Raw genomic sequence first — 23,690 nt, 5'->3', positions numbered from 1 at the left:
ATGCCAAATAACAACATCAAGGATGATTATGAGCAACCATCTTCTTTTAGCACCTGTGCCTAGTACGTCCTCTGTTACCTCATCCGCCAGTAAGCACTTGTTAAAGACAAAATCGATGCTAGCCTTAGCGGCACTATTAGCTTTAGCGGGCTGTAGTAATGGTCAAAATGAGACTAATGAAACTGCTAGCTCGGATACGACTAAAACGTCCGAAGCGGCTGATAATAATAGCGCTGCGAGCGACGATGATAATGTACTACGTATCGGCACCGAAGGCGCTTATGCACCCTTTAACTATACCAATGCTGACGGCACGCTTGGCGGCTTCGATGTTGAAATCACCAATGCTATTTGTGACGATTTGCAGATGACTTGTGAAATCATAGCGCAAGATTGGGACGGTATTATTCCTGGGCTTAAAGCGGGTAAATATGATGCCATCGTCGCGGCAATGTCGGTCACGCCCGAGCGTGCAAAGCAAGTGGCTTTTACCGACCCGTACTTTAGCAATGCCTTGGTATTTTTAGCCAAAAAAGACAGCAGCTTTGATCCTGCCAATAGCAGCGATATCAATGCCCATTCTATTGCCGCACAGCGCTCGACCATCTCTTCGCAGTGGTTAGAAAATGCCTATCCAAAAGCTGATATGAAGCTTTATGATACCTTGAGCAATGCCTTTTTGGATTTGGGTTCTGGTCGCGTTGATGCCATGATATCTGACAAACTCCCAGCGCTAGAGTGGCTTGGCTCACCGTCAGGCAGCAATTATGCAATCAAAGGCGATGAGATAGATATCAATGATAATTTTGCGATTGCCGTGCGTCCTAACGATGAAGCCTTGCAAGCCAAAATCAATCAATCTTTGGCCAATCTAAAGTCCAATGGCACGTATGATAAAATCAATCAAAAATATTTTGCCGTACCAGCAAAGGCGGCAAACACTGAGTCGGTAGCACCCGAATCAGCAGTAAAAGAGAGCGCAGGGCAATAAATGCTTATTGTTATCGCTATATTAATCACGGTTTTCCCTATTTAGCGGTAAACGTGAAGTCATAAAAGCAAAAAGACATTACCATCAGGGTGATGTCTTTTTTGCTTTAATAATAGGGTTACTTTACAACCAATACAGGGCGAGGGGGATAAGTTTTTCGAAGCCTCTGGAGTGCAAAGCGCACAGCAAGCAAGAAAAATTTATCCTACTCGCATCTGGTTGTTATCCTATCGATTTTGTTTAGAAATGATTATCATGATTCCTTACTCAAAGAATCACCACAATTTTATGCATTATGAATGGTCAACTTTTATCAGATATCACTGATTTATAGGCTATTTATCCTGATAAGTCTCTATTTAGGCAGCGCTTTTATGCATGAGTATTAACATAGCTGGCAGCGAATATGATAAAATCAGCGCTCATTTCTACTGTGTCAATTTCCGCCGCCGTAATCGTATGAATATCACGTCATTCTATGACGCAAAAAACCGCCATCTATGCGGTTGGTCATACGACTATTCGCAGCGCTCAGCTATTGATGCTGATTCTTTTAACTCATATTTTGCAACTTGCTAATATAAAGAGACTGAGTGGATAATTGTGTTTGATTTACAAGGATTTGGCGCGCTATTACTAAGCGGCGCTACCGTCACTATAAAGCTTGCGCTGACCAGTTTGGTCATCGGTATGGCGCTAGGCTTGCTTGGCGCGACGGCCAAGATGTCCAATGTCTGGCTGCTACGTAAGCTTGCGACGGTCTATACTGCCACGATGCGCGGCATCCCTGAGCTGTTATTAGTGCTGTTTATTTATTACGGCGGCTCGATATTGCTCATGAGCATCCTCAAAAAGTTCGGCTATAACGATTATATCGAGATTAGCGCGTTTTGGGGCGGGGTGATGGCGTTATCGATTGCCTTTGGTGCTTACGCGACCGAAATTTTTCGTATGTCCATTCAAGAGATTCCGGTAGGGCAAAGAGAAGCGGCGCAAGCGATTGGCATGCGACCTTTTCAGACTTTTTATCGTATTACCTTGCCGCAAGTTTGGCAGATTGCGCTGCCAGGTCTCGGCAATTTGTTTTTGGTATTGCTCAAAGATACCGCCTTGGTGTCAGTCGTCGGTCTAAAAGATATCATGTATCAATCGTCGCGCGCGGCGCAGTCGACACAGCAGCCGTTTACCTTTTATATGGCCGCGGCGATTATTTATTTGGGTCTGACCATGTTGATTACCGGTTTTATGATGTGGCTTGAGTGGCGCGCCAATCCGGCGGCGCGTTATGCTAAAAAGCTCAGCCGTCAAACCCACCATCAAACCACTCAAAGTCAATCGACCATAGGGTAGAGGAGAGATACTATGGATTGGAATTGGCAGGTCATTTTTGACCATATCCCTGATTTAATGAGTGGGGCGGTATTGACTGTCCAGCTCGTTGTATTCTCGGGTATTATTGGGTTGTTTTTTGGTCTGATTTTGGCATTACTGCGCCTGTCTAAAAATTGGCTGGTGCAAGTTTTACCATTTTTATATATCTTCTTTTTCCGTGGCACGCCGCTACTGGTACAGATATTTTTGATTTATTATGGGCTTGGGCAGTTCGAAGCGGTACGTAACTCGTTCTTATGGGAGCCAGTACTTAGCCAAGCTTACTGGTGTGCCATCATCGCCTTTACCCTTAATACCAGCGCCTATTTGGCAGAGATTATTCGCGGTGCAATCCAAAATATTCCTGTGGGCGAGCTTGAAGCCGCCGATGCCATTGGCATGTCAAAATGGCAGAAACTAACGCGTATTACCTTACCGCGCGCTTTTGGTATTGTGATTCCTGCCTACAGTAATGAAGTTATTTTTATGCTAAAGGGAAGCGCGCTGGCATCCACCATTGCTTTGATGGATATCACGGGTGTTGCTCGTACGATTAGTGCGCGCACTTATACCTTGATGGAATTGTTCTTTGCGGCCGGTGTCGTTTATCTGCTGCTATCGTGGGTGATTTTATTTAGCTTTAGATTGTTTGAAAAACGTATGAATCGTCACGCCAGCTATGTGCCGCCAGACGTGGTTACCAATACCATTCCTTAAAAGTAGGCACAGCAAAATAAAAAAGCTATAGTGGTCATAAATGTCAAAAACATGCCGTAAGGAAACTGTATGAGCTCATCGCCCCATATGTCCATCGCCAACGCTATTATTGGTAATGTGAAAGATACTGCTGGCACCACTGATACCAATAGTGATACCAGCATTGATAATAGCGAACGTCTGCGTACTTCTATCGGTAAAATCGTCTGCGTCGGGCGCAACTATGCGGCGCATGCGCAGGAGTTGGGCAATGAAGTGCCTAGCGCGCCGATGCTATTTATGAAGCCTGCCTCTTCGGTGGTATCTCTCCGTCAAGGCATTGAGCGGCCAAACCCTGCCATCTTTGGTGAAACCCACTATGAAGCTGAGCTTTGTATTCAGCTGGCAACAGACTTATCAAAAGCCACGCTTGCAGAGGCGAAACAAGCTATTGGTGGCGTGACATTAGGGCTTGATTTGACCTTGCGTGAGCTACAAACTGAGCTGAAAGAAAAAGGTCATCCTTGGGAGCGCGCCAAGTGCTTTGATGGCGCTTGTGTGCTTGCTGACTGGCTCGATGCAAATGCCTTTGGTGACTTCAGAAACGTCCATTATCAGCTGAATATTAATAACGAACTTAAGCAAGACGGCGATAGTGCCTTGATGCTATTTCCCGTTTATGAGTTATTGGTTAATATCAGTCATGCTTTTAGTTTGCAAGCGGGCGACGTCATTATGACCGGGACGCCAAGCGGCGTTGGCGCTTTACATGCGGGCGATGTGTTGACTTTAAAACTAGGCGCTCATCAGTGGCAGACAGAGGTTAAATAAGTTTTTATCACAGCTATCACCTATTAATCTGTAAAGGCATTAATGCTTAACGCTATCAAAAAATCCCAAGTGAACGCTTGGGATTTTTTTGGTTTATCAGTGGTGATAGTCATTTATCCTAAGCTTATCATTAAATAACTATCAAATCGGCATTTGGTTTTCAACGTACTGTCATAAACACTCAGTAGAATTAGGCATAATTCGTATTTTGGTGATTGCAATTACAAGACTGCAATCAACTCTCTCATGCCAATCAAGCCTAACAGCAAGGTGACTGATAATGACATTATTGAATAACAAACAACCGCTTGCCCATGAAGTCGTTGAAGATTCTAATCCGAGCAACAATATTGATTTTCAAACCATTATTAGTCGCCGTTTAAATCGGCGTAGTATCCTAAAAGGTGGCACAGGATTGACAGCGGCGGCGTTTTTTGGAGCGCTACCTTTAGTTGGCTGTAGCGACGATAACGATAGTATTCCTACCAAAAATAATGGCAATGATGCTGCTATCCCTGCACAAGGTGATCTCAAGCGTCCCGAAACTTTGAAGTTTACCGCAGTGGCGCATTCGACTGCCGAAACCATGAGCGTGGCGGCAGGCTATAAGGCTGAGATGATACTGCCTCTAGGCACGCCGCTGATATCTGGCATTGATGATTGGAAAGACAATCGCGAGCAGTCAGCTGAATCATTCGAATGGCGTATGGGTGATAACCATGATGGCATGTGGTTCTTTGGCAAAAAGGGCACTGCCTATGATGCCAAAGCATCAGAGAATGGACTACTGGTCATGAATCATGAATACGTCAATAGCAGCGAGCTGAGCCCATTTGGTTACCATGTGATCCAAGATAAAAATGCTGCGCCAATCTTCCAAAATCGTCGACTTGCAAGCGACGTACGTCGTGAGGTCAATTGTCATGGGGTAGCGGTGGTCGAGATGAAACGCCGCGCCGATGGCATGGGCTACGAGATGGTCTCCAATTCAAAATACAATCGCCGTATCACCAGCAGTACAACCACGCAATTAGCAGGTCCTGTTGCGGGCTCTGATTTGGTCAAGACCAAGTTTGACCCAACAGGCTTTCAAACTCGCGGTATCAATAACAATTGCGGCGCAGGCTTATCGCCATGGGGCACCTATCTGACCACCGAAGAGAATTTTTTAGGGGTGTTTGCCCGTGGGCAAGATGCCAGTCAGCTGAGCGCAGGACAAAATTATGGTCGCGAGCGCTATGGCGCAACGGAAAATTTCTCTGGCTTTGAATATCTTTGGCACACCCCTGATGCCAAAGATGCCAAGATCGTAGACGAGTTTTCACGCTGGGATATGACCGCCACTAGTGCTAGCGCTACTGACGATTATCGAAATGGTTTTAATACCTTTGGTTATATCACCGAAATTGATCCTTTTGATCAAAACTCCATGCCCCAAAAGCGCACGGCACTGGGACGTTTTGCTCATGAAAACTGTGCTTATGCTCCCGTTGAACAAGGCAAACCGGTGGTGTTTTATATGGGCGATGATGCTCGCGGTGAATATATTTATAAATTCGTCTCCAAAGCCACATGGTCAAATGTTGATATCGGTGGTGGATTAAAAGCGGGAGACAAGTATTTGAATGAGGGCACGCTCTATGCTGCTATCTTTAATGAAAATGGTCGCGGTGAATGGAAAGCGTTGATTCATGGTCAAAATGGACTGGATGCTTTGAACAGCGAGTTGCCTTTTCATGGACAAGATGAGGTATTGGTCTTTGCTCGCGCGGCAGCAGATGCAGTCGGTGCAACCAAAATGGATCGACCAGAATGGGTATCGGTCAGCCCGATAACGGGTGAAGTGTATGTGACTTTGACCAATAATAAATATCGTGGTGTACGAGATGATCAGCCAGTGTCGGCGTCCAATCCGCGCAGCTATAATACTGGCGGCAAAGCGCGTGGCAATGACAACGGCCATATCATTCGCTGGGCAGAAGCGGGCGGTGATCATGCGGCAACCAGTTTTGACTGGGACATTTATTTATTTGCTGCACCGAATGATTTAGTAGCAGAAAATTTATCGCAATTAAATGACAGTAATGATTTTTCTTCTCCCGATGGCTTATACTTCGATCCACGCGGCGTTTTATGGATTCAAACAGACGACGGCGCTTATACCGATACCAGCAGCTGTATGTTACTGGCAGCGCTACCGGGTAATGTAAGCGATGGCGCCATTCAAACCACGTCAGTAGGGCAACAAACCCGAGTCGGTATGCCTGCCAGCAATGATAACATCAAACGATTTTTTGTCGGTCCGGAGGGATGTGAAGTCACAGGTATCACGATGACGCCAGACTTTAAAACCTTGTTTATTAATATTCAGCATCCGGGTAATACATGGGGAGCAGTGGCTGGCGGTAGTACCCCGCGCTCAGCGACAGTTATGATTACACGCGAAGATGGTGACGTCATACTGGCAGAATCCTTTGTCTAGTTAACTATTTGCATTAGTAATGATACGTCTGAACAAACATAAAAATCCTAAGTCATGGCTTTAGGATTTTTGTGTTGTAGGCGATAGCTACTAATGGGTAAGTTTCGATATTTTATAGTTCCCTGTTTTTTTAACCATAAAAATACCTGATAGTTAAATCATTTTCTTCTGTTTATGGCATTTACAGGCTAGTATGGCAATTACCCTTAATCGCTTGCTGTAGCAACACTATGCCCAATCCAAGACCTATAGAAACCATACACGATTTATTTGCGACCACTCGGCGTCCCTCTGATGGTGAATTGAGCGCAAAAGCAGACTTTCAAGACGATGTCTATGAAGCGCTAGCAGAACTTGACTATATTTATGTCGATGAGCTGATCGCCAAAAATGTCGATAACAGTGTGATAAAACCGCATCAACCAATCTCTTTGGTGGATTTTTTTGAAGGCTTGGCGCAGCTTGCTACTATGGGTGTCGTGGAAGTAACGGATATTGTCGAAGCTATCCACCGTGAGATTTTGCTGCGTCCTTTGGGGCGGTTTAATAATGGTAATCTTGAGCACTGGCAGCGCGGTATCACCGGGCGCATTTATGGTACGGTGCGTCAAGCGATGCAATTGGTCGGCAACAATATTGCCATAGGGCTACGTTTGTATAACACGGTTTTAAAACCCAAAAAAATACAACCACTGCCTTTAAACTTACGGCGCATGGTCAATATCCTAAATGGCGTGATGGGCGACCACCTTGTCACCCATGACAATCCGTTGGCCGTGTCGATGATGCTATACGATAAAGACAATTATGTGCAAAGTGGCGCACTATCGGGGCGAGTAATTGTTTTGTGTCATGGGCTTTGTTTGAGTCATTTAAGCTGGCAAGTTGCGGGCGAAAATAATCTCGGTGCTATGCTGACCCACAAGTTGCCAGACAGTACAGTTTTATATTTGAACTATAATACCGGTCGGCGTATCTCCAGTAATGGGCGTAGCTTTGCTAAAGTCTTGCAAGATTTGGTCGAAAGCAATCCAGACATTACCCAGCTTGATTTAATCGGCCATAGTATGGGCGGCCTGCTGAGCCGTAGCGCACTGTTTTATGGTAAAGAGCAGGGATTCAGCTGGGTTGAGCGTGTGGGTAATTTGGTGACTTTAGGTACACCGCATCATGGCGCAAGTTTGGAGCAGATTGGCAATTTTGTGCAATATAAAATCGCTAAGCTGCCTTTTGCTGGGTCATTGGCGAAACTGGGCGACTTACGTAGCGCTGGTATTATCGATTTGCGTTATGGCAGTATTCGCGATGCCGATTGGAAATCTTTAGAGGAGCGCAGCGTGCTACCGGCAGAGTTTCGTCATCCGACGCGCCTACCGCTGCACGTCAATACTTATCTGGTCGCAGCGGCGTTGATTGAAACCCATTATGAAAATAAAACCACCAGCTTATTGGGTGATGGGCTGGTGTCAGTAGAGTCGGCGCTTGGCGAATATACTGAAGAGCACACATTGAGCGTACCTGAGGGTCATAAGGCGATATTTGATGGCGTCAATCATATGAATTTAACTTATAACGATCGGGTGCTTGCGCAAGTGATTTCTTGGTTATCAGCCAATAGATTAGGCGACGCGCATGACGCCAAATATGGGCTTGATAGCCGTATCTATTCTTATCCGATAGATTACGAGGTCGAGATTTAAGGTGTTAACACTATGAATGTTATTATCAATAAAATTATAAAAACGAAAAACCCTCAAGCATGACACTTGAGGGTTTTAAATTTTAGGGACGGTAGAAAACAGATAAGAAGCTATTCAGCGAAAATAGCCGCTACATCGTCTTTATCAAATTTGTAGACCTCACCGCAAAATCCGCAGTCCATCTCAAACGTACCGCCTTGTTCGTCCACGATATCTAACGCTTCGGTTTCACCGATTTGCTCAATTGCCATCTCACACTTCTCGCGTGAGCAGGTGCAGCCAAACGATAACGCTACAGGCTCAGGGGCAACGACTTTTTCTTCGTTATATAAACGGTACAGGATTTCATTGGCATCAAGCGTGGTCAGCTCTTCTGCTTTTAGCGTACGCGTGAGCACACTTAAGCGCGTCCACAAGTCATCATCGATCCCTGCGTCTTGGTTTTGCTCGACTTCATAGGTCTCGGCTGCGGTACGAGGTAGCATTTGCACCAAGATACCACCGGCTTGCAAACCATCGGATGCCAGATTAATCAGCGTTGGAATCTGCGCCGATTGTTTTTGATAATGCGCTAAGCAATCAGCTAAGTTGTCATGGCCACGCTCAACGATACCTTGATACGGCTCGCCGCCATCAGGCTGAATATTGATAAACAACACGCCTTGACCAGCAGCGCCGAGCTCAGCAAAGGCGTCTTTGGCATGGATCATATTTTCCCACGCTTGCACTTGCTCGTCGGTGTCATTTTTCCAGCTGGCAAGGGCGCGAATGATACCGTCTTGGTCGCATTCTGCCATTGCCCAATTGAGCAAGCTGTCGCTATCTGATGATTGTAATTGAATCGATAAGCGACCATTAATTTTAACGGTACTGATCAACAAGCTTGCCGCCGTCAGCATCTCACCTAATAAGCGCTTAATGGCTTCAGGATAAGCTTTCTGGGCAATTGTCGTCGCATAGCTGCGCGATAGGCGCACCACATCGCCGCGCACCGGTGAGTCTTCGATAAAAAAGCGTTGGCGTACGTCATTATCGCGGTGGCTGCTCGCTTGTTGATTAATATTTGGGACTTGAGTATCTTGGGTCATAGGTCATAACTAGTATTAAGAAGTTGTTAACTTTATGGGGATTAATGGTTATTTATCAATCATAGCGGCTTGGTTATGGGCGTAATTTAAATGATTGTTAAACGAAATCTGTAAAATATCAGTCGCATTAAAAAAAGTTTACCCGCATCGTGCAAATTGTTGTACAGTAACATTAAGTTGCATAGTGATAACTTAAAGCAACAGCATGGATGCATGACGGAAAAGTCAACCAAGGGCTTATATAAAGTCAAATAATGGCGCAAATACCGTCAAAGTCCCCTCCTAATTTTGTGCAAATGTGATAAAAGGATGTATCTCATGACCTACTTAATCTCAAAACCTCTAACGTTGGTTGCCTTTATGGCACTTGGCCTAGCAGGCTGTAACAATAGCAATCAAACCAACACCGAAGCGCCGCCAGCAGATGGCACAGCGACAACGACAGAAGCGGCAGAAAATACCAACGGTACGCTACAAAAGATCAAAGAATCGGGCACTATCGTGGTCGGTCACCGAGACTCTTCTATTCCCTTTTCTTACATCGCTGATGACCCAAATCAGCCGATTGGCTATGCGCACGATTTAGAAATGAAAGTGGTCGATGCGGTAAAAGAAAAGCTTAATATGCCGGATTTAAAAATTCGTTATAACTTGATTACTTCGCAAACGCGTATTCCGCTGGTGCAAAACGGCACGGTTGATTTTGAATGTGGCTCAACCACCAATAACGAAGAGCGCCAAAAACAAGTGGCCTTCTCAAACGGTTTCTTTGAAATTGGTACGCGTTTATTGACCAAAAAAGACTCAGGTATTCAAGATTTTGAAGACCTAAAAGGTAAAACTTTGGTCACGACTGCTGGTACGACCTCAGAGCGTTATATTCGTGAATACAATGATAAAAATAAAATGGACATCAATGTCATCTCGGCAAAAGACCATGGCGAAGCTTTCCTTATGCTAGAAAACGGCCGTGCCGATGCCTTTATGATGGATGATGTACTACTTGCCGGTGAAAAAGCCAAAGCCAAAAATCCAGATGAATGGGTGATTGTTGGTACGCCGCAATCGTCTGAGATTTATGGTTGTATGATGCGTAAAGACGATCCTGAATTTAAAGCGGTGGTCGATGAAGCGCTTGCCAATGTCTTTAGCTCAGGCGAGATTAATAGCATTTATGATAAGTGGTTTACCAACCCAATTCCGCCAAAAAACGTCAATCTAAACTTTGAGATGTCAGACAATCTAAAAGCTTTGATTGCCAATCCACACGATAGCGCACAGCCAAAAGAAGCAACCGCTCAGTAATTTTTGTCCCTCAACATAGCTTGCTGACGCGCCCAGACTGCTGTTTATAAGTCTGGCGCGTTGGCTTTTTACTCATGGCTTGGAGTGACAATCATGAATTATAGCTGGAACTGGGGTGTGCTCTTTGAGCAAACCGGTATCGGTAATGAGCTTTACCTGCATTGGATGGTGACCGGTCTTGGCTGGCTGCTATTGATTGGCAGTATCGCTTGGGCGATTGCCATGGTGATTGGTACTATTTTGGGCATCATGCGCACCTTGCCAAATAAAGCGGCGCGTAGTATTGGTACCGCTTATGTGACATTTTTTCGTAATATTCCTCTTCTTGTACAATTATTCTTTTGGTTTTATATCGCCCCCGGTTGGCTGACGCCCGCACTACAAGAGTGGTGGTATAAAGACTTATCGCCTAATACCTCAGCCATGCTGTCCGCCAGTATGGGTTTGGGATTATTTACCGCCGCGCGTATTGTTGAGCAGGTGCGTACCGGTATCGAGTCCTTACCTGAAGGGCAAATCAATGCTGCTTACGCGCTCGGCTTTACGATTCCGCAGGCGTATAAAGAAGTGCTACTACCGCAGGCATTTCGTGTTATTTTGCCACCGCTAAGCTCGGAGCTCACCAACTGCTTTAAAAACGCGTCGGTAGCGTCGCTGGTCGGGGTGATGGAGCTGATTAGCCAAACCAAAACCATCAGTGAATATACCCAAAACAGCCTCGAGATTTACACTTATGCGACCATTATTTATCTGGTTTTTAATCTGTCGTTAATTGCCATTATGGGACTGATTGAGCGTAAATTGCGTGTGCCTGGGCTGATTGCAGGGAGTCAAAAATGAATATGATGACCGAACTTGCAACGGCGTATCCGGGCTTGATGGGCGGTATGCTGACCACCTTAAAAGTATTGTTTCTCGCTATCTTAGGCGGTATTAGCTTAGGCACGGTATTGGCTTTAATGCGCTTGTCCGGCATCAAAGCGCTAGAAATTCCTGCCAAATTATACGTCAATTATTTTCGTTCTGTGCCGTTGCTATTGGTATTGCTGTGGTTTTATTTTGCCGTGCCGATGATGTACTTTTGGATAGCCGGTAAATATTTACAGCTCGATACCGCGTTTACCTCGTGTGTTGTTGCCTTTATGATGTTTGAAGCGGCGTACTTCTCAGAGGTGGTGCGCGCAGGTATCCAATCTATCGGTAGCGGGCAAGTGAATGCCGCAAAGGCACTTGGCATGACTTATGGGCAAACCATGCGTTTGGTGATTTTGCCGCAAGCTTTTCGCAAGATGTTACCGCTGATTTTGCAGCAATGTATTATTTTATTCCAAGATACGACGCTGGTTTTTGCCATTGGGTTGACGGATTTTTTCCGCGCCGCTTACGTCCGTGGTGAGCTGATGGGCTTACTGACGCCTTACATTTTAGGCGCCGGAGCTGTTTATTTTATTATCAGCTTAAGTGCCTCTATAGGCGTGCAGCAATTGCAAAAACGCTTGAGGTTTTAATTTAAATTTGGCGCAGTATTTTACTATTAAGACTTTCATTTAATAATGATGAAAAAAAGTGGTTAGGAGCCAGTGATGAATGAGCCAGTGATAAATGAGCTAGGGATAAACAATGCTGACACCTATATAAATGAATTTGGCGGACTGGTCACCGACAATGGTCATGCGAGCGCTGAGATAGTCATCAAAATGACTGACGTTAGCAAATGGTATGGTGATTTTCAGGTATTAACTGACTGTACTGCTCACGTGCATAAAGGCGATGTCGTTGTCGTTTGTGGGCCATCGGGCAGTGGCAAATCGACGCTTATTAAAACTGTTAATGGGCTTGAGCCGTTTCAAAAGGGCGATATCATGGTCAATGGTATCTCAGTTGGCGCGGCAAAAACCAATTTACCCAAACTGCGTAGTAGCGTCGGCATGGTATTTCAGCATTTTGAGCTGTTTCCGCATTTGACCATTATCGATAACTTAACGGTCGCGCAAATCAAAGTACTGGGCCGTAAAGAAGACGACGCTAAGAAAAAAGGCATGGCCTATCTTGACCGTGTGGGCTTAAGTGCGCAAGCGCCGAAATACCCCGCCGAGCTATCAGGCGGACAGCAGCAGCGGGTAGCGATTGCGCGTGCTTTGGCGATGGATCCGGTTGCGATGCTATTTGACGAGCCAACTTCCGCACTTGACCCAGAGATGATTCAAGAAGTGCTCGATGTGATGGTCGAGCTGACTCGTGATGGTATGACCATGATGTGCGTAACCCATGAGATGGGCTTTGCCAGTCAGGTGGCCAATCGAATTATTTTTATGGATGAAGGCCATATCGTCGAAAACTGTAGTAAGGATGAGTTTTTTGAAGGCGCAAAAAGTGAGCGCGCGCAGCTGTTTTTATCAAAGATTCTTAATCATTGAAATTCAGTACGGTGTTTTAAGTATCTATCAAAGCGTCTTTAATAAAGGCGCTTTTTTATGTCTTTTACTTTTTGTTCATTACTCTCAGTTTACAAGTGTTCCCTGTTTGCTGCTACAATAGACGCCATCAGTTTTTAATCCTATTCCAAATTCATAACAAATAATAAATAGTGTTTCGGAGTCAATTATGAGTGTAGAAAATCAATCGGCAGGTATTGTTATTATTGGCGCAGGCTTGGCAGGCTGGCACGTTGTCGATGCCATTCGCGCAAAAGATAAAGACATTCCCATCACCTTAATCACGGCTGATAATGGCGACCGTTATCATAAACCCATGCTAACGATGGCAATTAGCCAGCAGAAAAACGCCGCGGATTTGGTACGGGCGACCGGTAGCGATGCGGCAAAAGCAGCAAATATCAATTTGCTTGCCAATACGCAAGTGACCGATATCGATCCTGCTAGCCAAACGGTACAGCTTATCTCAGCACTGCGCTCGGACCCCGTGTATACCAATTACGCCACTATTAGCTATGACAAACTGGTGCTGGCAATGGGCGCACATCCTATTTTTCCAAAAAGTCTGCCTGAAGATTTGGTTTGGCATGTCAACCATATCGAGCGTTTTGGGCAGCTGCAAGAAAAGCTGGCAGCAGGCAGTCAGCGTGTTGCTATCGTTGGCGCTGGTATGGTCGGGACGGAAATCGCCGAGGATTTATTAAAAGCGGGTCATGAAGTGACGTTGATTGATTTAAATGACGCGCCGCTCTCGCAAATGCTACCACCACAAGCGACCGCACGTATTGCCAAGGCAGTACAGTCACAAGGGATTCATTTTTTAGGCGGTTATCAAGTATCCAATGTTACGCGTCATGATGATGGTACATTGCAAGTCAGCTATGCGCCAGTTGCCGCTACCGACAGCGATGCGGCGCAGCAGCCAGAGCCATTAGTCGTTGACCATGTGATTGCCAGTACGGGCTTGACGGTCGATGATAAATTACCAACTGCTGCTGGGGTTGAGTTCAATCGCCGCACTGGTATCGTGGTCGATGCCACCACGTTACGTACGCATGCGTCCAATGTGTATGCGATTGGCGATTGTATGTCGATCAACGGCGTTGCCTGTCGTTATGTAGCGCCGTTACGTGCGCAGGCAGCGACGATTGCTGATGATATTTTGGGTCACGAGCACAGCGGTTACGATCATAAGCCGCCGATGATTCGCTTAAAAAATAAAGCCATTTCGGTGATGGTAACTGGCGTACCGCAGGTTGCTGGTAATTGGCAAGTGACTACTGAAACGGATGACGAGCTGGTTATGGACTTGCTCGATGATAACGATGCCGTCAGCGCGACGGTAACGATTAAAGCACCGCCAATGGTAAAATCTTAATCAATGCTTAACCATTGCAGATTTAACTTTTAGCTTTAATTTTTAATCTTAATTCTTCAAAAGCCAGCTGTGTAGCAAATACATAACTGGCTTTTTTACCTATAATAATCGCGTGATTTTATGCTATCTTTTACTGGGTAATGCTTTTTATTAATTAATTTAAATGATACATAATGTATTACTATGATTGACAGCCTTCGATTTAAGGCGGTATAGTAGCTCATGCTTGTTAAGGCCTGTTCAAGGAAAAAAGAATAGCAACAAGCGAAAAATTAGCACCATTCAGGCGTGCTGTAAAAAGTAAAACGAAAGGACTCGTTATGACTCAAGTTTCTGACTTCGATAGCATTCTAAATAATATTCCCACCGTAAATATGGGCGCGCGCTCGGCAAATGCGCCGCTTACTCAAAGCTATGATAAAGGCCCCGATGTACCGCTGATTGAGGCGACTATCGGCGATTTTTTTGATGCTATTGTCTCCAAATATCCTGAGCGTGAAGCGCTGGTCGTCCGTCATCAAAATATCCGCTGGACATATCGCGAGCTGCAACAGCAGGTCAATCAATTAGCCAGCAGCATGATTGAAATGGGGCTTGAGATTGGCGATCGCATCGGTATCTGGTCGCACAACAATGCCGAATGGCTGCTCATGCAATTAGCGACCGCAAAAGTCGGCGTTATCCTCGTTAACATCAACCCTGCCTACCGTACCTTTGAGCTGCAATATGCGTTAAATAAACTTGGCTGCTCAGCACTCGTCCTTATGCGCCATTTTAAAAGCAGTGATTATGCGCAGCTGATTCGTGAGCTTTGTCCTGAGATTTATCATAAAGATTACACCCAATTGGATTTGGTTGAGATTCCAACCATTGAACGTATTATTTGGATTGATGAGCCAGACTCTGATGAAGAATTTAACTTTATGCAGAAGTTTTCGGCATGGATGGCGGAAGGCGATGCCAATGATCCACGCGTCGCCGAGCGTCAAGCGCAGCTTAAAAACACCGACGCGATTAATGTGCAATTTACCAGTGGTACGACTGGCACGCCAAAAGGTGCGACCTTAAGCCACCGTAATATTTTAAATAACGGCTATTTTATCGGTGAGGCCATGAATCTCACTGAGGAAGATAGACTGTGTATTCCTGTGCCTTTATATCATTGCTTTGGTATGGTGCTTGGAAACTTAGCGATTTTGACCCATGGCGGTTGTATCATTTATCCGAACGATGGTTTTGAGCCATTGTCCGTCTTGCAAGCGGTTGAAGAAGAGAAATGTACGGCTTTGCATGGCGTACCGACGATGTTTATCGCCGAGCTTGACCATCCTGAATTTGATAAATTTGATTTATCGACCTTGCGGACTGGCATTATGGCCGGCTCTAGCTGCCCGATTGAGGTCATGCGTCGCGTCATCGATAAGATGCACATGAAAGAGGTTACCATTGCTTACGGCATGACGGAGACCAGTCCGGTTTCTTGTCAGACCAATGAGCATACGCCATTAGAGAAACAAGTATCAACGGTTGGGCTTGTGCAGCCTGCGCTTGAAGTCAAAGTCGTCGATACCGAAACGGGCGAGATTGTACCTTTAGGGGAAACCGGCGAGCTGCTAACGCGTGGTTATTCGGTGATGAAAGGCTATTGGGGCAGTCGCTTTAAAACTCGTGAAGCGATACAAGACGGCTGGATGCATACCGGTGATTTGGCGACGATGGATGAAGACGGCTATGTCAAAATCGTTGGGCGTAGTAAAGATATGGTCATTCGCGGCGGTGAAAATATTTACCCAGTTGAGATCGAAAACTATCTGTATCGCCATCCGAAAATTCGTGACGTCCAAGTTGTCGGTATCCCAGATAAGCGTTATGGAGAAGTGCTTGCCGCTTTGATCATATCAAAAGAGCCGGGCTGCTTAACCGAGGATGAAGTGCGCCAATTCTGTAGCGAGCATATCGCCCATTATAAAGTGCCGACTTATTATCGCTTTGTGACTGAATACCCGATGACCATCACCGGTAAAATTCAAAAGTATAAAATTATCGAGCAGATGAAGGCGGAGCTAGGAATAGAGTAGTCAAAAAATCGGTCAAGATTTTAAGCAGTTATTGAATAATAAACACAAGTATAAAAAGGGATATCATGAGCGCTATTATAACCAGTAAACTGAGTCCGAACGCTGCCGATTTTCAGCAAAACCGTGCCGCCATGCAAGAAATAGTCGATGACTTATATGTGCACCTGCGTAAAGTCGCTCAAGGTGGTTCAGAGCGCGCGCGTGCCAAGCATTTAGCGCGTGGTAAACTGCTACCTCGTGAGCGTGTTGAGCGCCTGCTCGATGTCGGTACGCCATTTTTAGAAGTCGCGCCGATGGCAGCGCATGATATGTATGGCGAAGAGATTCCAGCGGCGGGCGTGATTGCCGGTATCGGCCGCATCAACGGCACCGAGTGTATGATCGTTTGTAATGACGCCACCGTAAAAGGCGGCACTTATTATCCGATGACGGTTAAAAAACATTTACGTGCACAAGAAATCGCCCAAGAAAATAACTTACCTTGCGTATATTTGGTCGATTCTGGCGGCGCTAACTTGCCCAATCAAGATGAAGTATTCCCTGATAAAGATGACTTTGGCCGTATCTTTTTTAATCAAGCAAACCTGAGCGCGGCCGGTATTCCGCAAATCGCCGTGGTGATGGGTAGCTGTACCGCAGGCGGCGCTTATGTGCCCGCCATGAGTGACGAATCTATCATTGTCAAAGACCAAGGCACTATCTTCTTAGGTGGTCCGCCACTGGTAAAAGCAGCGACGGGTGAAGAGGTCACCGCTGAAGACTTAGGCGGCGGCGATGTGCATACGCGTCTGTCAGGCGTGGTCGATCATTTGGCGCAGAACGATACCCATGCGTTATCAATTGCGCGTAATATCGTTAGCCACTTAAACCGTCCTGCTAAGCAAATCCCAAATCAAATCAAACCGCGTCCACCGCGCTATGATGCCAAAGAGTTATACGGCATCATTCCAACCGATAAGCGTAAACCTTTTGATATCAAAGAAATTATCGCTCGTATCGTCGATGATAGTGAGTTTGATGAATTTAAAGCACGTTTTGGCACGACGCTGGTTTGCGGTTTTGCCCATATCGAAGGTATGCCAGTAGGTATTATCGCCAATAATGGAATTCTTTTTAGTGAATCAGCACAAAAAGGCACACATTTTATCGAGCTGTGCTGTAAGCGTAAAATTCCTTTGGTGTTTTTGCAAAATATCACCGGCTTTATGGTTGGGCGTAAATACGAAAACGAAGGTATTGCCCGTCATGGCGCCAAAATGGTCATGGCGGTTGCCAACGCCAAAGTACCAAAATTTACCGTCATCGTTGGTGGCTCATTTGGTGCTGGTAACTACGGCATGTGTGGCCGTGCTTATAGTCCGCGCTTTTTATGGATGTGGCCAAATGCACGTATCTCGGTCATGGGCGGCGAGCAAGCGGCGTCGGTACTGGCAACTGTCAAGCGTGATAATTTTGACCGTAAAGGTGAAGAGTGGAGTAGCGAGGACGAAGCAGCATTTAAAGCGCCGATTCTTGAGATGTACGAAGAGCAAGGTCACCCTTATTATGCGACAGCACGTCTTTGGGATGATGGGGTGATTGATCCTGCCGATACGCGTCATGTATTAGCGTTAGGGCTTAGCGCTGCCTATAACGCCCCGATTGAAGAGACGACGTTTGGTGTGTTTAGAATGTAGCATTAAATGGAATATGGGCAAGCATTTCACATATATAAAAAATAGAGAAGGTTATGCAAAAAAATCTGAATAATTATAAAAGCCTATTGGTTAACGTTGAGCAGCACGTTGCGACGGTGACGTTAAACCGTCCTGAGATACGTAATGCCTTTAACGATGAAATGATTGCCGAGCTAACTGAGGTTTTTACCACGCTTGGCGCTGATGATAATGTCCGTGTGGTTGTGCTAGCGGCGGCGGGCAAAGCGTTTTGCGCTGGTGCAGATTTGAACTGGATGCGGGCGATGGCAGATTATAGCTATGAAGAAAACCTAGCGGATGCCGATAAACTGGCGCAAATGCTCAAAACTATCTATGAGTGCCCAAAGCCAACGGTGGCTGCGATTCAAGGGGATGTCTATGCAGGTGGTATGGGTTTAGTCGCCGTCTGTGATATAGCCATTGCGGTTAAGATTGCCAATTTTTGCTTAAGTGAGGTGCGTTTGGGACTAGCGCCTGCCACCATTAGTCCGTATGTCGTAAGAGCATTAGGGGCTAGAGCGTCGCATCACTACTTTTTAAGTGCAGAGGTGTTCGATGCCAAAAAGGCGCGGCAGCTTGGCTTTATCCATGAGCGCGTTAGTGAAGAATCACTTAACGACACAGTCGCAGCCTTATGCGCCAAGATGGTTAATAATAGCCCCAATGCGGTCGAGACCTGCAAGCGTTTATTGCACGAAGTCGCAGATGCACCGATTACCGATGAGCTGGTTGCTGATACCGTTAAAGGTATCGCTGATATTCGCTCATCAGCGCAAGGAAAGGAAGGCGTGCAGGCATTTTTGCACAAGCGTAAACCTGATTGGTTAACGACAGACTAGTAGCAAAAAACGATAGTCAAGCCGATAAATAAAAACGATAAGTTACAGGGATAGTTATGTTTTCTAAAATTCTAATCGCCAACCGTGGTGAAATTGCCTGCCGTGTTGCTGCGACTGCCAAGCGTATGGGTGTTCGTACCGTCGCTGTTTATTCTGATGCCGACCGCGGCGCCAAGCACGTTGCTGTCTGTGATGAAGCGGTTTATTTAGGTGGTTCTGCACCAAAAGACAGCTATCTTAAAGGTGATGCGATTATTGCGATTGCCCTCGATGTTGGCGCCCAAGCAATCCATCCAGGCTATGGTTTTTTAAGTGAAAATGCCGACTTTGCTCAGGCCTGTCAGGACGCAGGTTTGATGTTTATTGGCCCATCTGCCGACGCGATTCGGGCAATGGGCGGAAAATCTGAGTCCAAGCGTTTGATGGAAGCGGCTGGTGTGCCATTGATACCGGGTTACCATGGCGACAATCAAGATGCGGGATTTTTACAACAGCAAGCAGACAGTATCGGTTATCCCGTCTTAATTAAAGCCAGCGCTGGCGGCGGCGGTAAAGGCATGCGTATTGTAGAAAATAGTAGCGATTTTATTGACTTACTAGATTCTTGCCGCCGTGAAGCGATTACCAGTTTTGGTGACGACCAAGTACTCATTGAAAAATATGCTCTAAAACCTCGCCATATCGAAATCCAAGTATTTGGTGATATGCATGGCAATTATGTGCATCTGTTTGAGCGAGATTGCTCGGTACAGCGCCGCCACCAAAAGGTATTAGAGGAAGCGCCAGCACCCGGTGTTGACGCTGCCATGCGTGAAGCGATGGGAACAGCGGCAATCGAAGCGGCGCGTGTGGTCAATTATTTTGGTGCAGGTACGGTTGAATTTATCGTTGAGCAGCGCGAAGGGGCGATGAATTTCTATTTTATGGAGATGAATACCCGCCTGCAAGTAGAGCATCCAGTTAGTGAAGCGATTTCGAGTGTCGATTTGGTTGAATGGCAACTGTTAGTCGCAGCAGGTAAACCATTACCGAAAAAGCAAGACGAGTTAAACATAAATGGTCATGCAATTGAAGCGCGTATTTGCGCTGAAAATCCTGACAATGGCTTTTTGCCAGCGACGGGTACTTTATTCACTTATCAAAAGCCTGAGCACAGCACCTTTAATATTACCGATGTGCGTATCGACGATGGCGTGCGCGAGGGCGATGTGATTAGCCCGTTTTACGATTCGATGATTGCGAAGCTTATCGTCCATGCGCCGACTCGCGAGCAAGCGTTGGCGAAACTCGACCGCGCACTCGCTCAAACGCGCATCGTTGGTTTGCCAAATAACGTGGCGTTTTTGCGCTATATCTTGAATACTGAGTCGTTTAGCCAAGCCAATCTTGATACGGCGCTTATCGAGCGTGAGGCGGACGAGCTGTTTAATCAGCATCCGCTTGATTTATCGACGCTGGTCGTGACTGCCATTACGCAGCAGCTTGCTAGTGAAGGCGCAGCACAAGGGTCAGATATCGATCCATTCAGTAAGCCGACTGGTTTCCGTGCTTATAGTGATTATACGCGCTCGTTTAGCTTAGTTTATGATGAGCAGGCGTACCAAGCACGTATTAGCAACTGGCACAATGCAAATAGTTCGGAAAGTAAAAAAGGTGCCGAAAATAGCAGCAGCTTTACCCTAGTGATTGTAAAAGAAATCGCAAATACCGAAGAGAAAACCAATGCCAATGTCGCCGCCCAGACAGAAAAAGTCTATGAAAGTGAAATTAGCTATGACAGTACTGACGCGCACAATCATACGTTATGGCTAGATGGCGCCCGTATCAGCGCCCAAAGCTGGACGAATAATGAGACGGTTTATGTATTCACCGATAGCGGTCGTGATGAGATTACGCTTATTGATATCATGGCGCACGTCGGCGAAGAGTCTGCGGCGGTCGGTAGCTTAAAATCACCAATGCCAGGACAAGTCGTTGCCTTTAAAGTCGCTGTTAGCGATAGTGTGAAAAAAGGCGAGCCACTTGCCGTTATCGAAGCGATGAAAATCGAACATACCATTACCGCACCGACGGATGGGGTGGTGGCAGAATTATTATTTGCCGCGGGCGATTTGGTTGCCGATGGCGACGAGCTACTGCGCATCGATAGTGAGACGAGTAACTGAGGTACTGATAACATAGCCAATTCAATATAAAAGTGGTTCGTTTAAAATAGAGCTCTGCTAGTATAAATTTTCCTCGCTTGCTGTGCGCTTCGCACTCCAGAGGCTTCGCAAAATTTATCCCAGCAGTCCTGTAACATTTCTAAATAGAATCTACTATGAAAGGGCGCATAAAAAAGGACGATAAGCATGAAACTCTCGTACCCAGACCACGTCAGAATCGTTGATGTTAGTCCACGTGATGGCCTGCAAAACGAAGCGATGACGGTGCCGACTTCGGTTAAGCAAACGCTGATCAACGATTTAATCGCAGCAGGCGTCAAAAAGCTCGAGGCGACCAGCTTTGTCTCACCAAAATGGGTGCCGCAAGTGGGCGACAATAGCGCGCTACTTGACGCGCTAGCGCCTACACGTCAGACGGAGGTGTGCTACTCGGTACTGGTGCCAAATATGCGCGGTTTTGAAAATGCCATCGTCCATCGTCCTGATGAAATCGTTATCTTTGGCTCAGCCAGTGAAACCTTTAGCCAAAAAAACATCAATTGTAGTATCGATGAGAGCATTGAGCGTTTCGCGCCCGTTGCCGCTGCGGCAAAAGCGCAGGGTATCAAAGTGCGCGGCGTCATCTCTTGCACAGTCGGTTGCCCTTATGAAGGCGAGATTGCTCCTAGCCAAGTAGCTTATGTGACCAAGCGTTTGGTTGAGATTGGCGCTGAGCAGATTGGTATTGCCGATACGATTGGTGTTGGTACGCCATTAAAAGTACAGCGCGCGCTACAAGCCGCTTTAGAATACGCTGATATCAGCATGCTATCAGGACATTTTCATGATACTTATGGTCAAGCAGTGAGTAATACCTTAGCTGCCTTACAGATGGGCGTTAGCGAATTTGATACCTCAGTGGCTGGGCTTGGCGGCTGTCCGTATGCCAAAGGCGCAACCGGTAATGTCGCCACCGAAGACGTCGTCTATATGCTGCACGGTATGGGCATCCACACGGGCATTGATTTGGATAAATTGGTCGTGGCTGGCGAGCGTATCAGTGAATTCTTGGGTCGCCGCAATGGTTCAAGCGTGGCGCGAGCATTGATTAATAAACGTCAGTCTTAACTATAAAATAAAGCCAGTCATAAGCTAAATGAATAGAAATAAATGAACAGAAATAAATGAATAGATAGCTGGTATAAATTTTTGAAGCCTCTGGAGTGACGCAGTCGCACAGCAAGCGATAAAAATTTGTACCAGCTATATGGTCTCTTTTTAAATGGATCTAAATTTTTAAGAAATTAAACATCAAAATACAAGGAATGGTTATGAGTTTACCTGGATTAAATTTTCAGCTTGGCGAAGATATCGACGCCTTACGTGATGTGGTACAACAGTTTGCAGCGAAAGAAATTGCCCCGCGTGCAAGCGAAATCGACAGCAGCGATGAGTTCCCAATGGATTTATGGCAAAAAATGGGCGAGCTCGGTCTGCATGGCATTACCGTTCCAGAAGAGTACGGCGGATCTGACATGGGCTACGTCGCGCATATGGTGGCGATGGAAGAGATTAGTCGGGCTTCTGCTTCTGTGGCGTTAAGTTATGGGGCGCATTCTAACCTGTGTATCAACCAAATTAAACGTAATGGTTCAGAGGAACAAAAGCAAAAATATCTGCCCAAGCTGATTAGTGGTGAATTCATTGGCGCATTAGCGATGAGTGAGCCGGGCGCTGGTTCAGACGTAGTGAGTATGAAGCTTAAAGCCGAAGAAAAAGACGGACATTATGTGCTAAACGGTAGCAAAATGTGGATTACCAATGGTCCTGATGCTGACGTCATGGTGGTTTATGCCAAAACCAATCCAGAGCTAGGCGCTAAAGGCATGACGGCATTTATCGTTGAAAAAGGTATGGAAGGTTTTGGTACAGCGCAAAAGTTGGATAAACTAGGCATGCGCGGTAGTCATACTGGTGAGATGACCTTTAACAATGTTGAAGTGCCCAAAGAAAATATCTTGGGCGGCGTTGGTGAAGGCGTCAAAGTGCTGATGAGCGGGCTTGATTATGAGCGCGCGGTACTCGCCGCAGGTCCTATCGGTATCATGCAAGCGGTGATGGATAACGTCGTGCCTTATATTCATGATCGCAAGCAGTTTGGGCAAGCGATTGGTGAATTTCAGCTTATCCAAGGTAAAGTCGCCGATATGTATACCATCCTGCAAGCGGGACGCAGCTTCTTATATACGGTCGGTAAAAATCTCGATATGCTCGATCAACGCGGCGCCGGTCATAGCCGCGAAGTACGTAAAGATTGCGCCAGCGTGATTTTATGGTGTGCGGAAAAAGCCACGTGGATGGCAGGCGAGGGCATTCAAATCTTTGGTGGTAACGGTTATACCAATGAATATCCACTTGGTCGCTACTGGCGTGATGCCAAGCTGTATGAAATCGGCGCGGGCACCAGTGAAATTCGTCGTATGCTAATCGGCCGTGAGCTATTTAACGAGACTAAGTAGAGATTATAGAATGTTCTTTATATACTAAACTCTTGCTCATGGGCTAATTTTTTCTTGCTTGCTGTTTGCAGGCGTGACAGACGCTGCAAAAAAATCATCCCATAAGCACCTAGCATCGCTTTTAAATCGAATAAAC

General features: G+C 46.1%; 19 protein-coding genes. 18 read left to right on the top strand and 1 reads right to left on the bottom strand.

The genetic code is table 11. The features are described from left to right. The first annotated feature begins 28 nt into the window (after nucleotides 1-28). The 7 genes from CXF58_RS05260 to CXF58_RS05230 all read left to right on the top strand — a co-directional run bounded on the left by CXF58_RS05260 (nucleotide 29) and on the right by CXF58_RS05230 (nucleotide 8,071). Nucleotides 29-991 (top strand): ABC transporter substrate-binding protein, encoded by a 963-nt coding sequence (locus CXF58_RS05260; RefSeq protein ID WP_102076813.1) that lies wholly within the window; start codon nucleotides 29-31, stop codon nucleotides 989-991. Nucleotides 992-1,369: 378 nt separating this feature from the next. Continuing rightward, nucleotides 1,370-1,570 carry a hypothetical protein gene (locus CXF58_RS05255; protein WP_102076812.1) on the top strand — a complete coding sequence of 67 codons (201 nt, stop codon included), beginning with the start codon at nucleotides 1,370-1,372 and terminating at the stop codon, nucleotides 1,568-1,570. Between the two features lie 24 nt (nucleotides 1,571-1,594). Further along, a complete protein-coding gene (locus tag CXF58_RS05250; RefSeq protein WP_068405995.1) occupies nucleotides 1,595-2,341 on the top strand; it encodes an ABC transporter permease in 747 nt (248 codons plus the stop codon). A 12-nt stretch (nucleotides 2,342-2,353) separates the two neighbouring features. Beyond that, the gene (locus CXF58_RS05245) at nucleotides 2,354-3,079 is read left to right on the top strand and encodes an ABC transporter permease (RefSeq protein ID WP_068405992.1); all 726 of its coding nucleotides are present in this window, start codon (nucleotides 2,354-2,356) and stop codon (nucleotides 3,077-3,079) included. A gap of 180 nt (nucleotides 3,080-3,259) precedes the next feature. Further along, nucleotides 3,260-3,889 carry a fumarylacetoacetate hydrolase family protein gene (locus tag CXF58_RS05240; protein WP_068406023.1) on the top strand — a complete coding sequence of 210 codons (630 nt, stop codon included), beginning with the start codon at nucleotides 3,260-3,262 and terminating at the stop codon, nucleotides 3,887-3,889. 280 nt (nucleotides 3,890-4,169) lie between these two features. Then, nucleotides 4,170-6,371: a PhoX family protein gene (locus CXF58_RS05235; RefSeq protein WP_102076811.1), complete on the top strand. Its 2,202-nt coding sequence runs from the start codon at nucleotides 4,170-4,172 to the stop codon at nucleotides 6,369-6,371. A gap of 230 nt (nucleotides 6,372-6,601) precedes the next feature. Next, complete coding sequence (locus tag CXF58_RS05230; protein WP_102076810.1) at nucleotides 6,602-8,071, top strand: esterase/lipase family protein; 1,470 nt, start codon at nucleotides 6,602-6,604, stop codon at nucleotides 8,069-8,071. Nucleotides 8,072-8,181: 110 nt separating this feature from the next. Here the strand turns inward: CXF58_RS05230 and CXF58_RS05225 are convergent, their stop codons facing one another. Next, complete coding sequence (locus tag CXF58_RS05225) at nucleotides 8,182-9,159, bottom strand: Hsp33 family molecular chaperone HslO (protein ID WP_068405983.1); 978 nt, start codon at nucleotides 9,157-9,159, stop codon at nucleotides 8,182-8,184. 318 nt (nucleotides 9,160-9,477) lie between these two features. Between CXF58_RS05225 and CXF58_RS05220 the strand changes: the two genes are divergently transcribed. From CXF58_RS05220 to CXF58_RS05170, 11 genes are all read left to right on the top strand, one after another. After that, nucleotides 9,478-10,464 carry a glutamate/aspartate ABC transporter substrate-binding protein gene (locus CXF58_RS05220; protein WP_068405980.1) on the top strand — a complete coding sequence of 329 codons (987 nt, stop codon included), beginning with the start codon at nucleotides 9,478-9,480 and terminating at the stop codon, nucleotides 10,462-10,464. Between the two features lie 93 nt (nucleotides 10,465-10,557). Beyond that, the gene (locus tag CXF58_RS05215) at nucleotides 10,558-11,304 is read left to right on the top strand and encodes an amino acid ABC transporter permease (protein WP_068405977.1); all 747 of its coding nucleotides are present in this window, start codon (nucleotides 10,558-10,560) and stop codon (nucleotides 11,302-11,304) included. Beyond that, a complete protein-coding gene (locus tag CXF58_RS05210; RefSeq protein ID WP_068405974.1) occupies nucleotides 11,301-11,972 on the top strand; it encodes an ABC transporter permease subunit in 672 nt (223 codons plus the stop codon). Before CXF58_RS05215 ends, CXF58_RS05210 begins: the two co-directional genes overlap by 4 nt. A 189-nt stretch (nucleotides 11,973-12,161) precedes the next feature. Next, nucleotides 12,162-12,881, top strand: coding sequence for an amino acid ABC transporter ATP-binding protein (locus tag CXF58_RS05205; RefSeq protein WP_180952530.1), 720 nt, complete (start codon nucleotides 12,162-12,164; stop codon nucleotides 12,879-12,881). 187 nt (nucleotides 12,882-13,068) lie between these two features. After that, a complete protein-coding gene (locus CXF58_RS05200; protein WP_102076809.1) occupies nucleotides 13,069-14,277 on the top strand; it encodes an FAD-dependent oxidoreductase in 1,209 nt (402 codons plus the stop codon). A 320-nt stretch (nucleotides 14,278-14,597) separates the two neighbouring features. Next, nucleotides 14,598-16,355 carry an AMP-binding protein gene (locus tag CXF58_RS05195; RefSeq protein WP_068405963.1) on the top strand — a complete coding sequence of 586 codons (1,758 nt, stop codon included), beginning with the start codon at nucleotides 14,598-14,600 and terminating at the stop codon, nucleotides 16,353-16,355. Between the two features lie 65 nt (nucleotides 16,356-16,420). Next, nucleotides 16,421-18,031 (top strand): carboxyl transferase domain-containing protein, encoded by a 1,611-nt coding sequence (locus CXF58_RS05190; RefSeq protein WP_102076808.1) that lies wholly within the window; start codon nucleotides 16,421-16,423, stop codon nucleotides 18,029-18,031. Between the two features lie 53 nt (nucleotides 18,032-18,084). Beyond that, entirely contained in the window at nucleotides 18,085-18,891 is an 807-nt protein-coding gene (locus CXF58_RS05185; RefSeq protein WP_102076807.1) for an enoyl-CoA hydratase/isomerase family protein, read from the top strand. A gap of 56 nt (nucleotides 18,892-18,947) precedes the next feature. Continuing rightward, complete coding sequence (locus tag CXF58_RS05180; protein WP_102076806.1) at nucleotides 18,948-21,056, top strand: acetyl/propionyl/methylcrotonyl-CoA carboxylase subunit alpha; 2,109 nt, start codon at nucleotides 18,948-18,950, stop codon at nucleotides 21,054-21,056. A gap of 186 nt (nucleotides 21,057-21,242) precedes the next feature. Further along, complete coding sequence (locus CXF58_RS05175) at nucleotides 21,243-22,163, top strand: hydroxymethylglutaryl-CoA lyase (protein WP_102076805.1); 921 nt, start codon at nucleotides 21,243-21,245, stop codon at nucleotides 22,161-22,163. Nucleotides 22,164-22,366: 203 nt separating this feature from the next. Further along, nucleotides 22,367-23,554 (top strand): isovaleryl-CoA dehydrogenase, encoded by a 1,188-nt coding sequence (locus CXF58_RS05170; RefSeq protein WP_102076804.1) that lies wholly within the window; start codon nucleotides 22,367-22,369, stop codon nucleotides 23,552-23,554. Nucleotides 23,555-23,690: the final 136 nt, after the last annotated feature.

The organism is Psychrobacter sp. Sarcosine-02u-2, assembly GCF_002836335.1.
Classification (GTDB): Bacteria; Pseudomonadota; Gammaproteobacteria; order Pseudomonadales; family Moraxellaceae; genus Psychrobacter; species Psychrobacter faecalis.
Note: the sequence above shows the minus strand (reverse complement) of the source record. Positions and strands in the feature narration are given on the sequence as shown.

Excerpts from the sequence above, each read along its gene's own strand:
- CXF58_RS05200 (WP_102076809.1), top strand. The coding sequence starts at position 13,069 with ATGAGTGTAGAAAATCAATCGGCAGGTATTGTTATTATTGGCGCAGGC.
- CXF58_RS05215 (WP_068405977.1), top strand. The coding sequence starts at position 10,558 with ATGAATTATAGCTGGAACTGGGGTGTGCTCTTTGAGCAAACCGGTATC.
- CXF58_RS05205 (WP_180952530.1), top strand. The coding sequence starts at position 12,162 with ATGACTGACGTTAGCAAATGGTATGGTGATTTTCAGGTATTAACTGAC.
- CXF58_RS05170 (WP_102076804.1), top strand. The coding sequence starts at position 22,367 with ATGAGTTTACCTGGATTAAATTTTCAGCTTGGCGAAGATATCGACGCC.
- CXF58_RS05245 (WP_068405992.1), top strand. The coding sequence starts at position 2,354 with ATGGATTGGAATTGGCAGGTCATTTTTGACCATATCCCTGATTTAATG.
- CXF58_RS05185 (WP_102076807.1), top strand. The coding sequence starts at position 18,085 with ATGCAAAAAAATCTGAATAATTATAAAAGCCTATTGGTTAACGTTGAG.
- CXF58_RS05235 (WP_102076811.1), top strand. The coding sequence starts at position 4,170 with ATGACATTATTGAATAACAAACAACCGCTTGCCCATGAAGTCGTTGAA.
- CXF58_RS05260 (WP_102076813.1), top strand. The coding sequence starts at position 29 with ATGAGCAACCATCTTCTTTTAGCACCTGTGCCTAGTACGTCCTCTGTT.
- CXF58_RS05190 (WP_102076808.1), top strand. The coding sequence starts at position 16,421 with ATGAGCGCTATTATAACCAGTAAACTGAGTCCGAACGCTGCCGATTTT.
- CXF58_RS05230 (WP_102076810.1), top strand. The coding sequence starts at position 6,602 with ATGCCCAATCCAAGACCTATAGAAACCATACACGATTTATTTGCGACC.
- CXF58_RS05255 (WP_102076812.1), top strand. The coding sequence starts at position 1,370 with ATGAGTATTAACATAGCTGGCAGCGAATATGATAAAATCAGCGCTCAT.
- CXF58_RS05220 (WP_068405980.1), top strand. The coding sequence starts at position 9,478 with ATGACCTACTTAATCTCAAAACCTCTAACGTTGGTTGCCTTTATGGCA.
- CXF58_RS05175 (WP_102076805.1), top strand. The coding sequence starts at position 21,243 with ATGAAACTCTCGTACCCAGACCACGTCAGAATCGTTGATGTTAGTCCA.
- CXF58_RS05210 (WP_068405974.1), top strand. The coding sequence starts at position 11,301 with ATGAATATGATGACCGAACTTGCAACGGCGTATCCGGGCTTGATGGGC.
- CXF58_RS05195 (WP_068405963.1), top strand. The coding sequence starts at position 14,598 with ATGACTCAAGTTTCTGACTTCGATAGCATTCTAAATAATATTCCCACC.
- CXF58_RS05180 (WP_102076806.1), top strand. The coding sequence starts at position 18,948 with ATGTTTTCTAAAATTCTAATCGCCAACCGTGGTGAAATTGCCTGCCGT.
- CXF58_RS05225 (WP_068405983.1), bottom strand. The coding sequence starts at position 9,159 with ATGACCCAAGATACTCAAGTCCCAAATATTAATCAACAAGCGAGCAGC.